Source organism: Pusillimonas sp. ANT_WB101, from assembly GCF_008369125.1.
Taxonomy (GTDB): Bacteria; Pseudomonadota; Gammaproteobacteria; order Burkholderiales; family Burkholderiaceae_B; genus Allopusillimonas.
Map to the genome: position 1 here is coordinate 499,535 of NZ_VOAY01000001.1, position 13,899 is coordinate 513,433.

General features: G+C 56.3%; 14 protein-coding genes. 9 read left to right on the forward strand and 5 right to left on the reverse strand.

The genetic code is table 11. The features are described from left to right. Nucleotides 1-3: 3 nt before the first annotated feature. The 9 genes from flgF (at nucleotide 4) to FQ179_RS02490 (ending at nucleotide 11,086) form a co-directional block, all read left to right on the forward strand. Nucleotides 4-747, forward strand: a complete 744-nt coding sequence (flgF, locus tag FQ179_RS02450) for a flagellar basal-body rod protein FlgF (RefSeq protein ID WP_149395675.1) — start codon at nucleotides 4-6, stop codon at nucleotides 745-747. Between the two features lie 52 nt (nucleotides 748-799). Then, nucleotides 800-1,585: a flagellar basal-body rod protein FlgG gene (flgG, locus tag FQ179_RS02455; protein ID WP_149395676.1), complete on the forward strand. Its 786-nt coding sequence runs from the start codon at nucleotides 800-802 to the stop codon at nucleotides 1,583-1,585. Between the two features lie 2 nt (nucleotides 1,586-1,587). Then, nucleotides 1,588-2,241: a flagellar basal body L-ring protein FlgH gene (locus FQ179_RS02460; RefSeq protein WP_149395677.1), complete on the forward strand. Its 654-nt coding sequence runs from the start codon at nucleotides 1,588-1,590 to the stop codon at nucleotides 2,239-2,241. A 130-nt stretch (nucleotides 2,242-2,371) separates the two neighbouring features. Next, complete coding sequence (locus tag FQ179_RS02465; protein ID WP_255474898.1) at nucleotides 2,372-3,424, forward strand: flagellar basal body P-ring protein FlgI; 1,053 nt, start codon at nucleotides 2,372-2,374, stop codon at nucleotides 3,422-3,424. Nucleotides 3,425-3,434: 10 nt separating this feature from the next. Beyond that, nucleotides 3,435-4,415: a flagellar assembly peptidoglycan hydrolase FlgJ gene (gene flgJ / locus FQ179_RS02470; RefSeq protein ID WP_149395681.1), complete on the forward strand. Its 981-nt coding sequence runs from the start codon at nucleotides 3,435-3,437 to the stop codon at nucleotides 4,413-4,415. A gap of 168 nt (nucleotides 4,416-4,583) precedes the next feature. Next, nucleotides 4,584-6,242 carry a flagellar hook-associated protein FlgK gene (flgK, locus tag FQ179_RS02475; RefSeq protein WP_149395682.1) on the forward strand — a complete coding sequence of 553 codons (1,659 nt, stop codon included), beginning with the start codon at nucleotides 4,584-4,586 and terminating at the stop codon, nucleotides 6,240-6,242. Nucleotides 6,243-6,381: 139 nt separating this feature from the next. Next, the gene (gene flgL, locus FQ179_RS02480; RefSeq protein ID WP_149395684.1) at nucleotides 6,382-7,605 is read left to right on the forward strand and encodes a flagellar hook-associated protein FlgL; all 1,224 of its coding nucleotides are present in this window, start codon (nucleotides 6,382-6,384) and stop codon (nucleotides 7,603-7,605) included. Nucleotides 7,606-7,607: 2 nt separating this feature from the next. Next, nucleotides 7,608-9,104, forward strand: a complete 1,497-nt coding sequence (locus FQ179_RS02485) for a methyl-accepting chemotaxis protein (protein WP_149395685.1) — start codon at nucleotides 7,608-7,610, stop codon at nucleotides 9,102-9,104. 239 nt (nucleotides 9,105-9,343) lie between these two features. Beyond that, nucleotides 9,344-11,086: a methyl-accepting chemotaxis protein gene (locus FQ179_RS02490; RefSeq protein WP_304654078.1), complete on the forward strand. Its 1,743-nt coding sequence runs from the start codon at nucleotides 9,344-9,346 to the stop codon at nucleotides 11,084-11,086. Nucleotides 11,087-11,148: 62 nt separating this feature from the next. Here the strand turns inward: FQ179_RS02490 and fliR are convergent, their stop codons facing one another. From fliR to fliN, 5 genes are read right to left on the reverse strand one after another with little or no spacing between them, the layout of a single operon-like run. Further along, nucleotides 11,149-11,937 (reverse strand): flagellar biosynthetic protein FliR, encoded by a 789-nt coding sequence (gene fliR / locus FQ179_RS02495; RefSeq protein WP_149395687.1) that lies wholly within the window; start codon nucleotides 11,935-11,937, stop codon nucleotides 11,149-11,151. Between the two features lie 13 nt (nucleotides 11,938-11,950). Continuing rightward, nucleotides 11,951-12,220, reverse strand: coding sequence for a flagellar biosynthesis protein FliQ (gene fliQ, locus FQ179_RS02500; RefSeq protein WP_149395689.1), 270 nt, complete (start codon nucleotides 12,218-12,220; stop codon nucleotides 11,951-11,953). A gap of 9 nt (nucleotides 12,221-12,229) precedes the next feature. Then, a complete protein-coding gene (gene fliP, locus FQ179_RS02505; protein WP_149395690.1) occupies nucleotides 12,230-13,012 on the reverse strand; it encodes a flagellar type III secretion system pore protein FliP in 783 nt (260 codons plus the stop codon). Next, on the reverse strand, nucleotides 13,013-13,372 hold the full coding sequence (locus tag FQ179_RS02510; protein ID WP_149395692.1) for a flagellar biosynthetic protein FliO: 360 nt from the start codon (nucleotides 13,370-13,372) through the stop codon (nucleotides 13,013-13,015). It abuts the gene before it with no gap. A gap of 4 nt (nucleotides 13,373-13,376) precedes the next feature. Beyond that, nucleotides 13,377-13,895, reverse strand: a complete 519-nt coding sequence (gene fliN, locus FQ179_RS02515) for a flagellar motor switch protein FliN (RefSeq protein ID WP_149395694.1) — start codon at nucleotides 13,893-13,895, stop codon at nucleotides 13,377-13,379. Nucleotides 13,896-13,899 lie beyond the last annotated feature (4 nt).

The following is a 13,899-nucleotide window of genomic DNA, read 5'->3' on the forward strand; positions in this document are numbered from 1 at the left end:
AACATGGACCGTCTCATCTATACCGCAGCCGGTGGGGCTGCGCGCATACTGGAACAGCAGTCTGTTATCAGCAATAACCTGGCCAACTTGAGTACCGCAGGCTTTCGCGAGCAGGTGGCTATTTATCGTGCCGTGCCTGTCGAGGGCCCGCCCGGTTTGCCCACACGTGTTGCCACCGTCACGTCAACGCCTGGCAGCAACATGCGTCAAGGCGTCATGATGGAGACGGGGCGTGCACTTGATGCTGCTATTACCGGAGAGGGCTGGTTCAGCGTTCAAACCCCAGAAGGTGAAGCCTACACACGTTCGGGCGAATTTGCCGTGAGTGCCGAGGGCGTGCTGGTTAGCCGTCAGGGTTTGCCCGTGCTCTCCGACGACGGCATGCCTATTGAGATTCCTGATCGTGCATCCATCAGCATTTCGGGAAATGGCCAGATAACGGCCTTGGGTGCGGGCGACAGGCCGGATGCGCTTCAGGCGTTGGGAAGACTAAAACTGGTTAACCCACCTGTCGATGGGCTTGAGCGCGGTGACGATGGTTTGTTCAGATTGACGGGCGGGGCCGTTGCCCAGGCTGATCCTCAAGTGCGCATGGTGGCGGGCTTTGTCGAAAAAAGCAATGTCAATGCAGCTGAAGCCATGGTTGCAATGATCGCCAATGCGCGCCAGTTTGAAATGCAGATGAAGCTTATCCAGGATGCCAGCAGCAACGCCGAGCATGCCAACTCTATTTTGTCTGTTTCGTGATGGGTGTTTTTGAATCTTTATCAGTGCGCTTGACGCGCAGCAAGGAAAACCAATGATTCGTTCTCTCTGGATCGCCAAGACAGGCCTGGAATCGCAGCAGACCAATATGGATGTGATTTCCAACAACCTGGCCAACGTCAACACCACAGGTTTTAAGCGGAGTCGGGCAGTTTTTGAAGACCTTATGTACCAAACCCTGAGGCAGCCAGGCGCGCAAGTTGGTGCGGGCAATCAGCTTCCATCAGGCTTGCAGATAGGCACGGGTGTACGTACTGTGGCCACAGAGCGCATACACACACAGGGCAATCTGAAAGAAACGGGAAATAGCCTCGATATTTCCATACAAGGGCAAGGCTTTCTGCAGGTTGAAATGCCCGACGGTACCTTTGCATATACCCGTGATGGCAGTCTTCAGGTTGATCAGAATGGGCAATTGGTGACGGCAGGCGGTTACCCCGTGCAGCCACCGGTCAATATTCCTGAGAACGCGCTGTCCATTACGATTGCACGTGACGGTACGGTGTCGGTTACCCAGCCGGGTGCGACGGGCGTCAATGTGCAGGTCGGCCAGCTTGAGTTAAGTACCTTTGTTAACCCGTCGGGGCTGCAAAGTGCAGGCGAAAATTTGTATGTAGAAACAGATGCATCGGGGCCCGCCAACTTTGCCCAACCAGGGCTCGATGGTGCAGGCCTGGTGCTGCAGCAGTTTACCGAGACGTCCAATGTGAACGTGGCCGAAGAACTGGTCAATATGATTACAACGCAGCGGGCTTACGAGATGAACAGCAAGGCAATCCAGACGTCTGACCAGATGCTGGCACGCCTGACTCAGCTTTGATCATGTTTGTTCGCGTTTTGCGTTACCCCGTCTGCGTGCTTGTGGCGGCACTTCAGGGCTGCGCCATGATACCGCCCGAGCCTGTGGTTATTGGGCCGCTCACGGCACCGCCTGCGCCTTCCGCTGTATCGCCGACTGCAGAAACCAATGGCGCCATCTACCAGCCCACGGCTTATGGCAATTACCCCTTGTTCGAAGATCGTCGTCCCCGCAACGTGGGTGATATCGTGACTGTGCTGATACAAGAAAAAACCAATGCGGCCAAAAGCGTCAAGACATCGACGGGGCGAAATGCCAGCGCGGGTTTCGAAGCCAGCTTGGTGCCCGGCTTTTTGTCAGATGCCTTGAACGCCAACCAAAACCTCGATATGGGTGGCAAGACTGCGCTCGAAGGTAAAGGCGCCACCAGTGCCAACAACATGTTCGCGGGTACGCTGACCACCACGGTGGTGGGTGTGTTGCCCAATGGCAATCTGCAGATTGCCGGTGATAAACAGATTGCTATCAACCGGGGTAGCGAGCACATCCGGTTTTCAGGCGTGGTCGACCCGCGATCCGTAACGGGTTCAAACACGGTGCTGTCCACTCAGGTCGCTGACGCCCGAATTGAATTTCGCAGCAAAGGCACCATGGATGAAGTTCAGACCATGGGCTGACTGCAGCGGTTTTTTCTGAATGTTTCACCCTTCTGAAATGGGGCCGAGGTTCTCTATGTTTGTAATGTACAGGCCTGGCTTGCGGTGTCTGAATTGGGCAGTGGCAGTACTGTGTCTGTTCATCAGCAGCATGACGCATGCTGAGCGCATCAAGGATCTCGCTTCCATACAAGGGGTGAGAGGCAACCCGCTTATTGGTTATGGTTTGGTTGTAGGCCTGGACGGCAGCGGCGACCAGATGCGACAGACTCCGTTCACGCAGCAAAGCCTGACCAATATGCTTGCCCAACTGGGCGTAACGGTGCCACAGGGCACCAATATGCAAGTTAAAAATGTGGCCGCTGTCATGGTCACAGCAACGCTGCCCGCGTTTTCACGCCCGGGGCAAAGTGTAGATGCGGTGGTGTCGTCAATGGGAAACGCCAAGAGTCTGCGTGGCGGTACGTTACTGATGACCCCGCTAAAGGGTGTCAATGGGCAGGTGTACGCCATGGCTCAGGGCAACCTGCTTGTCGGCGGAGCCAGCGCCCAGGCAAGGGGCTCCAGCGTGCAGATTAACCAGCTTAACGGCGGCATTATCCCCGGGGGCGCCATCGTCGAGCGCAGCGTGCCCACGGTTTATGCACGCGACGGCATCATCAATCTGGAGTTCAACACCACTGATTTTGGCGCAGTACAGAGTGCCGTCGCGGCGCTCAACCGACAGTTTGGTGCCAACACAGCCCAGGCGCTGGACGCACGCGTAGTCAGGGTCAAAGGGCCTGTTGATCCAGCGGCGCAGTCGTTGTTTATTTCTCGTGTTGAGAATCTTGAGGTCAAGCTTCCTGCTGCCAGGGCCCGCGTGGTGATTAACGCGCGTACCGGCTCGGTGGTGATGAATCGCAGTGTCACCATTGATGAGGCTGCCATTGCCTATGGAAATCTGTCGGTGGTCATTAGCCGTGATACCCAGGTCAGCCAGCCCGATACCCCGCTGGCCGGCGGTCAAACTGTGGTTGCCGAGAGCACGCAGATCGAAATGCGCAATGAGGCCGGAAGCCTGCAAAGGGTCAATACCAGCGCCAATCTGGCTGATGTCGTACGTGCGCTGAATTCATTGGGCGCGACCCCCCAAGATTTGTTATCCATTCTGCAGAACCTCAAGAGTGCGGGTGCGTTGCGGGCCGATCTTGAGGTGATTTAAAGGCGGCATCATGAAAATTGTGCATTACATACCGCGTCCTGATGATGGCCAGGCAACTGTGTTCGACTTTAACGGGCTTAGTCGTCTGAAGGCCGATGTAGCCGGTACCGGGTCTGTTGATAGACACACGGAAGTAGCCCGGCAGTTCGAGGCGTTGTTTATTCAGCAGATGCTGAAACAGGCACGGCAGACTGGCCTGAGTGCGACGATTCTTGACAGCGCGCACATACGCATGGCGCAAAGCCTGAACGATGAACAACTGGCTTTGCAGCTTGCCACGCCCGGCATAGGTCTGGCTCAGGCCTTGCTGGATCAAATACGCGCTCCAGGCGGAATCGGGCAGGCGTTCGCAGGCACGCAGGCACAAGCAGTTCAAACACCTGAAATCGCCGTTTCGCGTCCAGCCGGTACTCGCCCTGCGGTTCAACAGGAACGTGTGTTTGATGCACCCTCCATTTCTGCACTGCTCGCCAAATTCTCAAGACGACCTGGCGTGGAAGATGTTGTCTCTGCAGTTAAGGGCGCGCCGGGCCACATCCAGGAGTTTGTATCGAAAATGGCAGAGGCCGCGAGGGTGGCGGCGTCCGAAAGCGGCGTGCCAGCTCGCCTGATTTTGAGCCAGGCAGCACTTGAGTCTGGCTGGGGCCGCAAAGAAATACGCGCTGCCGATGGCACGCCCAGCTTTAATTTGTTCGGCATCAAGGCTGGCCGCAGTTGGCAGGGCAAGGTGGTAAATATTCTTACAACCGAATTTGAGAACGGCGTGCCGCGCAAAGTAATGCAAGCGTTTCGGGCATATGGTTCTTACACAGAGTCGTTTGCTGATTATGCCCGCCTGCTTGGCAACAACAGCCGCTACAGCGGTGTGCGTGAGGCCTTGACCGCCGAGGAAGCAGCACGTCATATGCAGGCCGCCGGGTATGCAACCGACCCGGCTTATGCCCAAAAACTGATCGCCATCATGCGGTATCTCGGCAATGGGCGCGGCTGAGCAGTGGCAGTGTTTCTGCCCGGAAGAGGCTGCAGCCACGGTCTTTGAGCGGTGCAGCCTGGCAGGCGGCGCATCAGATACTAAATATTCAAGGGGGATGTCCGTTAATACATTATTAATCAGACAACAGAGGGCGGTGTTTCAATGCCCGATATAGCAGGAACCGCGATGAATCTCGCCAAACTTGGTCTCACAGGCCTAAATGCCGCTCAAAGTCGTTTGCAGGCGGCTGGCCACAATATTACCAATGCGGCGACCGAGGGCTATAACCGGCAATCGGTGCTAGTTGCTACTGCGGGTGCATTGGCGACCAGCGGCGGCTATGTTGGTCGCGGCGTTCAACCCGTTACCGTTCAACGTGCCTACGATGGGCTTCTGCAGCGTCAGCTTGTCAGCGCGCGCTCAACCGCTGCGTCGTTGACGTCCTATGCCAATGAAATTGCCCAGATCAATAACCTGTTCGCTGACAACACCGTGGGCATTACGCCCGCTTTGCAGAAGTTTTTTGATGGCATACAGGCCGTAGCTTCAGCGCCAGCCGATGCTGCGGCACGTCAGGAGCTTTTGGGGCGATCGGCCAGCCTGGTTGCGCAGTTGAATGACGCCAACGCGTTTATTGACGCGCAACGCAGCAATATCAACACCCAGATTTCCACGACCGTGGCTCAAATTAATAGCTATGTTGAGCGTGTGCGCGATCTGAATCAGCAAATTACCCATGCCCGTGCTTCGGCGTCCAGCCATCAACCTAATGATTTGCTTGACCAGCGTGAGCAGCTGGTGGCCGAGCTGGCCCAGCTTGTCGGAGTACGCGCCGTGGAGCAGGGTAGCCAGATCAGCCTTACGGTTGGCAATGGGCAAGTGCTGCTGGCCGGTGACACCCTATATCCGCTGCACGCAAAAGCGTCCGATCACGACCCCGAGCGTACGGTGGTGGCGGTCACGCTTCCTGGCCCTAATGGCAGCAAAATAAAGGTCGAGATCGGCGAGCCGTTTATTGTGGACGGCAGTCTGGGCGGCCTAATAAGTTATCGACGCAATACGCTGGACAGTGTTCAAAATGAACTGGGCAGGTTGGCCATGGGCCTTGCCGTATCCATTAATGCACAGCATAGTCAGGGTGTTGATCTGACAGGTCGTCGCGGTGATGACTTCTTCGCCCTGAACGACATCAACGTTATACCGTCTGCCGCCAATTCGTCGGCAGCCATGGTTGTGGTTGAACTGGTCGATGTTAATCAGTTGAGGGGGCTCGATTATCGTGTAGAGCGCACCGATGACGGCTACTCCATTACCCGTCTGCCTGGGGGCGGTGTGGTCACACTGCAAGATGCAAACATTGCTGACCATGCCTACACACTCGATGGTTTTATGCTGCGCTTGCCTGCCAATGGTGTTGCAAACGGCGATGCTTGGCTGGTGCAGCCCACCCGCGCGGCGGCCAGCGGGCTGACACTGTTAATTGATGACCCAGCCGCCATTGCCGCAGCGGCCAGTTATACGGGCACGGCCAATGGCGACAACGGGCTGGCGCTGGCAAAAATTCAGACTGCCAAGGTATTGGGTAATGGTTCCATGAGCCTGAACGAAGCCTTTTCACAAATCGTAAATAAGGTGGCTGTGCATACGCAGCAGAACACCACGGCCTCCAGGGCGCAGGCTACGTTGATCAACCAGACCTACGCAGCGCAGCAGACGGTTTCAGGGGTCAACCTTAATGAAGAGTACGTCAGCCTTGAGCACTACCAACAACAGTTTATTGCCGCTTCCCGGCTTATCGATGTGAGCGGCACACTTTTCGATACCTTGCTGCGCTTGCGTTCATAACCATCATGGGCTGGCCCCAGGGGTCGGCGCTCAGCGCTCTGGTGTTCGTTATTAACGTACAACCGTGCGCATCATCACATCGATCGATACGCCATCGTTTTCGTACGCCTGACTGCTTACCGTTTTTCGAGATTTTCTTATGCGTATAAGCTCCAGTTTGTTTTTTCAGACAGGTCTGAATTCTATTAACAGGCAGCAAGCTGACTTTCTGCATTTATATCAGCAGATTGGCAGTGGACAGCGCATGGTGACGCCTGCAGATGATCCGCTTGCAGCCGCGCAGGCTATTAACCTGAGTCAATCATTGTCGCTGAGCCGTCGCTATGCAGAGAACCGGGCCATTGCCCAGCGCAATCTTGGCATGGAAGAGAACGCGCTCTCGTCCGCCGTACTGCAGTTGCAAGACGTTAAAACGCGATTGACCGAAGCGGGCAATGGAACCCTGGCCGATAACGACAGAGCAACGCTGGCCAATGTGCTGCGCAACGCGCTTAGCAGCCTGCTGGGTGTCGCCAACATCACCGATGGCAATGGCCAGTATGTTTTTTCTGGCTCACGCGGTGATGTCGAACCGTTTCAGCTGACTGACACCGGCGCGGTGGTTTACAGGGGCGATACGCGGCAGCGCTACATTCAGGCTGACCCAACGCGGCAGGTGGCAGGCAGTGATGTGGGCACAGATGTGTTCAGTCGTGCTGTACCAGGCACTCACGCTTACCTTACCTCGGCAGACGCGCAGAATCGCGGCACCGGGGTCATCAGCAGCCCTCAAATCAGCGACCCGTCGGGTGGCAGCATAGGCAGTCGCTTTGTTATTGGCTTTACGTCAGCCAGCCTTTACACCGTGTGGGTAGATGACCTCGAGGTTAACCAAAATCAGCCCTTTGATGCCGGCTCGGGGCGGCCGCTTGTACTGCCAGGTGGTGTGCAGGTTTCAATGCGCGGCGCACCTGTTGCGGGCGATACCTTTACCGTTGAGCCGGCCGACACGGTTGACATAAACCTGTTTGAAACGCTTGGCAGCTTGGTTGAAGCGCTGGAATCGTGGGTTGAAATCGGTGGCGTCGATGCGACCGCGTTCAGAAACAGGCTGGTCAGTGCATCGCAGCGCATTGACGAAAACTACAACAATATTCTTACCGTGCGTGCCTCTGTGGGTGCACGCATGAACGAACTTGACGCGCTGGAGGCAAGCGGCAACCAGCAGCAGCTGGGCTATCGCCAGCGTATGTCCGACCTTCAAGATCTCGATTATTACACCGCCTCAACACAACTCCAACTGCGTTTGTCAGCGCTTGAAGCGGCCGCCGAGGCCTACAGAAAGATCCAGGCCTCTAATCTTTTTACGATGGGTTCCAAGTAGATATGAAGCTTACCTCTATGTCGCTGCGCATTGGCCTGCCTCTGGCCGTGCTGTTGCTTTGTCTTACCGCGTTTGGTGGGATCGCTCTCGGTTGGTATGGGCAGAAACAGGCAGGGCTTATTCTGGCCTCTGTGCCCGGCGCCACGGCCAATGCTGATGATTTCCACAATTTTGCAGCATGGGCCCCCTATGTGTTGGCCTTTTTGCTTGCCGTGACGATGGTTGCGGGGTTGTTCATGTTTTCGGTGATCACTAACGGTGTGCTTAGGCCTGTTCGCGAACTGGATGAGCGTCTGGCCCAGATCGCTGCCGGCGATTTCAGACAACGCGTCACACTGCTTGCCGAGAACGAGATTGGTGCGCTGGCGAACTCGGTCAACCGACTTCAGGATAGCGTGGCACGCGCCATTCAGGGAGTCAGAGTCGGTATGGAGTCTGTTCAGTCAGGCGCCAGGCAAATTGTGTCGGGCAATAGCGAGCTGGGTGCGCGCACGCAGCAGCAAACCGCCGTTTTGCAGGAAACGACTGCCAGCATGGAGCAGCTTGCCAGCACTGTGCGACAAAACGCCGATAATGCCATGCAGGCAAACCAATTGGCGGTCGCCGCATCTGAGGTCGCTTCACTGGGCGGCCGTGCGACGGGCGAAGTGGTAGCAACGATGGAAGGCATTTCGCAAAGTTCGCGCAAGATTGCCGATATTGTGGGTGTTATTGACAGTATTGCGTTTCAGACCAATATTCTTGCGCTTAATGCTGCCGTTGAGGCGGCCAGGGCGGGTGAGCAGGGCAAGGGTTTCGCTGTCGTTGCCACCGAGGTGCGGGCGCTTGCCCAACGTAGCGCACAGGCAGCCAAAGAGATCAAACAGTTAATCGAAGATTCTGTGCGCAAGGTCGCGGAGGGCTCTGTACAGGTTGAGCATGCCGGCTCAACCATGCAGCAAATTGTTACGTCGGTGGCACGTGTAACCGACATTATGGGCGAAATTTCAGCGGCCACTGCAGAACAATCGGCAGGCATAGACCAGATCAATAAGGCGGTTGCGCAGCTCGAAGATGTTACTCAGCAGAACGCCGTGTTGGTGGTCGATGCCACACAGTCGGTAACTGATCTGAATGGGCAACTGGCAGATGTTGTTGACGTAGTGGCTGGCTTTCGCGTTGCAACGCATAAAATTATTGACCTGCCCGCGTGTGAGCTAAACCGTAGTAAGTATGAAGACAAGCGGCTGCCCCGCGTTGACTCGCTTCGCGAACAAACCGCACTTGAACCACTTTTGTGCGAACCCTCTGTACCGGCGCGCACGAGGCGGCCAAAAGTTGCGCGCGATACTGACATGCGCCAAGCCCCGCACGCTCTGGATCAGCATGCAAACAAAGCAGGGCAACGTGGCCAGCCACGCTCAAATACCAATGAGCCGGGTCGCTCGTCATTTGTCATGAAAACACAAGATGCTTCGGCGCGGCGGCCAGCCGCCGAACAAGAGTGGGCCGAGTTTTGACGGCGCGCAGGGCTAGGCAGGCGAGGGGGCTGCGCTGACAAGCAGGGCGCACACGCCTTCGCTGTTGACTGCGGCTGTTTACCTGGGCCGTGAGCGATGGCTGCGGTGTGTTGCCGTCAGGCCATAGACAGGTGCCGAGCCAAGTATGCACATGCCCTGCCTTTCTCTCTACGAACAGTAATAGGTTTTTTTGTGAACGGGCTGGTCCCGTTTCGTTTTCATTGTATTCAGGTTTTATCATGCCAAAATCCTTCAAAAAAATTACGAAGAACGCGGGTACGCGCCGGATGAGTCCGCGCAGCCTGCTCCGACCCGGTGACGCCAAGGTCAGCACGGTGCTGACGACAGTACTGGTTATATTCATGATGTTGCTGCTGTCTGTCGGTGCAATGGGCGCGTGGTTTCTGTCACTGGATCTCAAACGTGTCGAGGCCATGGACAGGCAGAATGCCCGAACTTTGCTGGTGCAGCAGCTAGGCAACGATATGCTGGAAGCCAGGGTTTCACTGCTGGTTGCCGCCAATTATCTTCAGGAGGCTGCGCAGCGCGGCGATGAAGACCTGGCTCTGGAGGCACAGGCCATGGTCGCGTCGGCGCGTGAAACCATGGCCGTGGTAAACGGCCTTTATGACGAGTTCCGCAAGCACACGCCAGATACCGCAGAAGAGCGCAGGCGCGCTGCAAGTATTAACAGCTCGTACCGCCCTTATATCGATGACGGGGTGGACCCCATGCTTGATGCGCTGGCTGGTCGTGATTACCTTACTTTTTATTATGTAAATAATGAATTAGGTATTGCGCGGGCCACGGCATTTCAGCGGGCTATCGATGAGTTTGGCCAATATGGCAGTGAAGTACAGCAGAGGTTTCGTGCAGAGGCCCGCGCGGCCTTTCGCGCGGCCGTCATTACTATAGGCGTCGCCTTGGCGTCCGGCCTATTGCTGCTTATGGTTATGCGCTCGCTGTTCCGTCGTACTGTGGTCAATCGTCTGGTTGAAGCTGGCAAGCACTTTGACCGTATCGCGGCGGGTGACTTGACCGCACGCGTCGAGATGAGGTCTTCCAATGAAATCGGTATGTTGTTCGATGCCTTGCGCCGCATGCAGGAAAGCCTTACGCGTACTGTGAGCACAGTCAGAGAGGGGGTTCACGAAATTACGCTGGGCTCCCGGGAAATTTTCAACGGAAATACCGATTTGAGCAGTCGCACCGAACAGCAGGCGGCGTCATTGCAGGAAACCGCAGCCAGCATGGAGCAGTTGGCCAGTACGGTGCGTCAGAATACCGAGAACGCCGCTCAAGCCGATACGCTGGCTAAAGGTGCGTCAGAGGTTGCAGAGCGCGGTGGCAAGGCGGTTTCAGAGGTTGTAGCAACCATGAGTGACATCGAAAGTAGCTCCAGCAAGATGGCGGAGATTGTGGGTGTTATTGATGGTATAGCGTTTCAAACCAATATCCTGGCCCTTAACGCAGCAGTAGAAGCCGCGCGTGCGGGGGAACAGGGCAAAGGCTTTGCCGTGGTGGCAGGCGAAGTGCGCTCGCTGGCCCAGCGCAGTGCGCAGGCGGCCAAAGAGATTAAAGGCCTGATCGAAGACTCGCAAAATAAAGTGCGAACGGGTGCCTCCCAGGCCGAAGTGGCGGGCAAGATTATGCAAGAGGTGGTGGGCTCCGTGCAGGGTGTCACTACCATTATGGGTGAAATTTCTTCAGCCTCGCGTGAGCAAGCGGAAGGCATTGAACAGGTCAATCTCGCCGTCACGGAAATGGACGGCGTGGTGCAGCAGAACGCTGCACTGGTGGAACAGGCAGCTGCAGCGGCGGGCTCGCTGCAGGATCAGGCGGCCCGCCTGTCTGAGGTGGTTGCTGTCTTTAAAGTTGGAGACGGTGAGGTCATAGAGCTGGAAACTGATCCTGCCCGCCTTGCAAGCCATGCCGGCTATGACGATGTTGATGGCTCGGGGCAGCAACCCGCGTTGACTTAAAACCATTGAGGGGCAAGCTGCGGCCCGACGCCACACCCCGTGGCGTCGGGCTTTTTTGCTACTTAATGACCAGCGAGAGCGCCAGCTAGCCTTGCCATGCTCTTGTAACCCTCTTCAAACAGGCCTGACAAAAACGTAGAGGTCTGAGGCAAGACCACAGCCAGCAGCACCATCCCTGTGAGCAGGCTGATCGGAAACCCGACCGCAAAGACAGACAGTTGTTGCGCCGTGCGATTCAGTATGCCCATGGCCAGGTTAACCGTCAGCAGCATGATGATGAGAGGCAGCGCCAACAACAAGCCTGAAGCCATGACTTGCGAACTCCACTCAAGCAGCACGCCCCAACCATTTATGTTCAGAGCCCGCGGTTGCACGGGCAGTGTCTCAAATGTGCGGATCAGCGCGCCCATCATGATCAGATGGCCGTTTAGCGCAAGAAAGAGAAGCGTGGCAATGATATTCAGCATGCGCGAAAGCACGGCAGTGTTGGCACCGGTGGCAGGGTCGAAGAACGACGCAAATGAAAGCCCCATTTGCAGCCCGATAAACTCGCCGGCGGTCTGGACGGCAGCAAACGCAATACGCATGGTCAGCCCGAGTGCGATGCCGATCAAGATCTGCTGAACGCCCAGACCAAGGGCGGCATAAGAGCCTGCGGGTAGCTGCGGCATGGGAGGAAGCGCCGGGGCCACGGCAATCGCCAGTACAGCGGCTAAGCCGACCTTGGCGCGGGCAGGTATCGAAGACTCTCCCAGCACTGGTGCTGTGCCCAGTAGTGCGAGAATTCTAAAGAATGGCCATAGAAATGCGTTGATCCACGCATACAGTTGGGCGATATCTATCGATACCATTGGGTAAGCGCGCTTATGAGACCAGCCCCGGTATCTGGCTGAACAGTTCCTGTATGTAATCGACCATGGTGCTGATAAGCCAAGGCCCAAGCAGAACGACAGCAAGCCCTACAGCCAGCAGTTTTGGGATAAACGACAACGTCATTTCGTTGATCTGCGTGGCCGCCTGAAATATGCTGATCAGCAGGCCTACGATCAGAGTAACCAGCAGCAAGGGCCCCGCCAGACTGAGTGCTATTTTCATGGCCAGGTAAGTCATGGCCATAACCGTTTCGTCCGTCATGGGCTAGCGCTAATGATAGAAACTGCGGGCAAGAGAGCCCAGAAGCAGATGCCAGCCATCAGCCAGAACAAACAGCATCAGTTTGAAAGGCAACGATATGGTTACTGGCGGCACCATCATCATGCCTAGTGCCATAAGCACGCTGGCAATCACCAGGTCAATGATGAGAAACGGAATAAACAGCGTAAAACCGATCTGGAATGCAGTTTTGAGTTCGCTGGTAACGAAAGCAGGTATGAGCACGCGCAGCGGCGTGTCGGCAGGGTGCTGGATCTCTGGTGAGTTAATCATGCTGGCGAAAAGCGTAAGGTCGGCTTCGCGTGTCTGGCGCAGCATGAATTCATGTAATGGCTGTATGCCCCGCTCAAGTGCCTGTTCAAATACAACGGCGCCTTCGCTTAGCGGCTTGTAGGCGTCGACGTAGATCTTGTCGAAGACCGGTGACATGGAAAAAAAGGTCAGGAACAATGCGATGCCGATGAGTACTGAGTTGGGCGGCGAGGCGCCCGTGCCCATCGCATTGCGCAGCAGGCCCAGTACGATGATGATGCGGGTGAAACCCGTCATCATCATGAGCATGGCGGGCAGGAACGACATCATGGTCAGCAAGACCAGCGTCTGAATGCTCAGTGACCAGGTCTGGCTGCCATTCGCATTGGTTACCGATGTGATGGCGGGTGCGGCAAGTTGTGCAATGCAGCCAGAGGGATAACACAGTGCAAGCAGAAGTATCAGTCCGACACAACGACGGGGGTGTGCATGCCTGTGGACACCGGTAAGAAGTTGTCGCATTTAGCGTTGCTCCGGCTTTGGTCTTGACGTTGGCCGCGACTGCGACCTTGACCATGCACCTACCTTAGGCTGACCTAGAACGACCGGGGTGTTCTTTGCCACGGCAGCAGGTGGAGGTGTGAGTACATGCAAAAGCGCAAGCTGTCGGGCATTGGCGCTTAGCAGCAGACGCGCGCCCTCCACCTCGACGACAAGCAGCTGTTGTCGTGCACCGACTTGGCATGAACTTAATACCCTGATGTGGGGCCCTTCGGCTGTTTTCAGCATGCCCATGCGTCGCAACCACCAGGCAGCTGCCAGAATCATCACGACAATTAGCAGCAAGCTGCCGGTGATTCTCGCTATGTCTGCGCCGCCCATGACCTCAACGCCGACCGTTCAGCCGGCTAAGACGATCTGAAGGCGTGACAATGTCTGTGACGCGAATGCCGTATTTCTCTTCTACGACCACGACCTCGCCTTGGGCGATCAAGTAGCCATTTACATAGATATCCATGGGTTCACCGGCAAGTCCATCGAGCTCGACCACTGAGCCTTGCCCCAATTGCAGAATGTTTTTTATGGTGAGACGGGTACGCCCCAACTCCACCGACAGTTGCACGGGGATATCCATGATCATGTCAATCTCGCCCACGCCTTCAGTAATACTTTCTTGTAGTGGGGGAAATACCCTGGCTGGATCGGGCTGGCGCGCTTGAACCGTTTGGGTGGCCGTTTGCTCAGCCAGCGCACTGGCCCAATCGTCGGATGCCTGGGCTAGGCCATCGGCCTGTGTTGCGGACGGTGCCTGCATGGTTTGCTCTGACAAGGCGTCAGCCCAGTCGGCGTCCAGTATTTCGGCGGGAGTGGTATCTTTGCGTGGCTCGTTGCCTGAGTCTGTCATGGAA

Excerpts from the sequence above, each read along its gene's own strand:
- FQ179_RS02485 (WP_149395685.1), top strand. The coding sequence starts at position 7,608 with ATGAAGCTTACCTCTATGTCGCTGCGCATTGGCCTGCCTCTGGCCGTG.
- flgJ (WP_149395681.1), top strand. The coding sequence starts at position 3,435 with ATGAAAATTGTGCATTACATACCGCGTCCTGATGATGGCCAGGCAACT.
- FQ179_RS02460 (WP_149395677.1), top strand. The coding sequence starts at position 1,588 with ATGTTTGTTCGCGTTTTGCGTTACCCCGTCTGCGTGCTTGTGGCGGCA.
- flgL (WP_149395684.1), top strand. The coding sequence starts at position 6,382 with ATGCGTATAAGCTCCAGTTTGTTTTTTCAGACAGGTCTGAATTCTATT.
- FQ179_RS02490 (WP_304654078.1), top strand. The coding sequence starts at position 9,344 with ATGCCAAAATCCTTCAAAAAAATTACGAAGAACGCGGGTACGCGCCGG.
- FQ179_RS02510 (WP_149395692.1), bottom strand. The coding sequence starts at position 13,372 with ATGGGCGGCGCAGACATAGCGAGAATCACCGGCAGCTTGCTGCTAATT.
- flgG (WP_149395676.1), top strand. The coding sequence starts at position 800 with ATGATTCGTTCTCTCTGGATCGCCAAGACAGGCCTGGAATCGCAGCAG.
- fliR (WP_149395687.1), bottom strand. The coding sequence starts at position 11,937 with ATGGTATCGATAGATATCGCCCAACTGTATGCGTGGATCAACGCATTT.
- fliP (WP_149395690.1), bottom strand. The coding sequence starts at position 13,012 with ATGCGACAACTTCTTACCGGTGTCCACAGGCATGCACACCCCCGTCGT.
- flgK (WP_149395682.1), top strand. The coding sequence starts at position 4,584 with ATGAATCTCGCCAAACTTGGTCTCACAGGCCTAAATGCCGCTCAAAGT.
- flgF (WP_149395675.1), top strand. The coding sequence starts at position 4 with ATGGACCGTCTCATCTATACCGCAGCCGGTGGGGCTGCGCGCATACTG.
- fliQ (WP_149395689.1), bottom strand. The coding sequence starts at position 12,220 with ATGACGGACGAAACGGTTATGGCCATGACTTACCTGGCCATGAAAATA.
- FQ179_RS02465 (WP_255474898.1), top strand. The coding sequence starts at position 2,372 with ATGACGCATGCTGAGCGCATCAAGGATCTCGCTTCCATACAAGGGGTG.
- fliN (WP_149395694.1), bottom strand. The coding sequence starts at position 13,895 with ATGACAGACTCAGGCAACGAGCCACGCAAAGATACCACTCCCGCCGAA.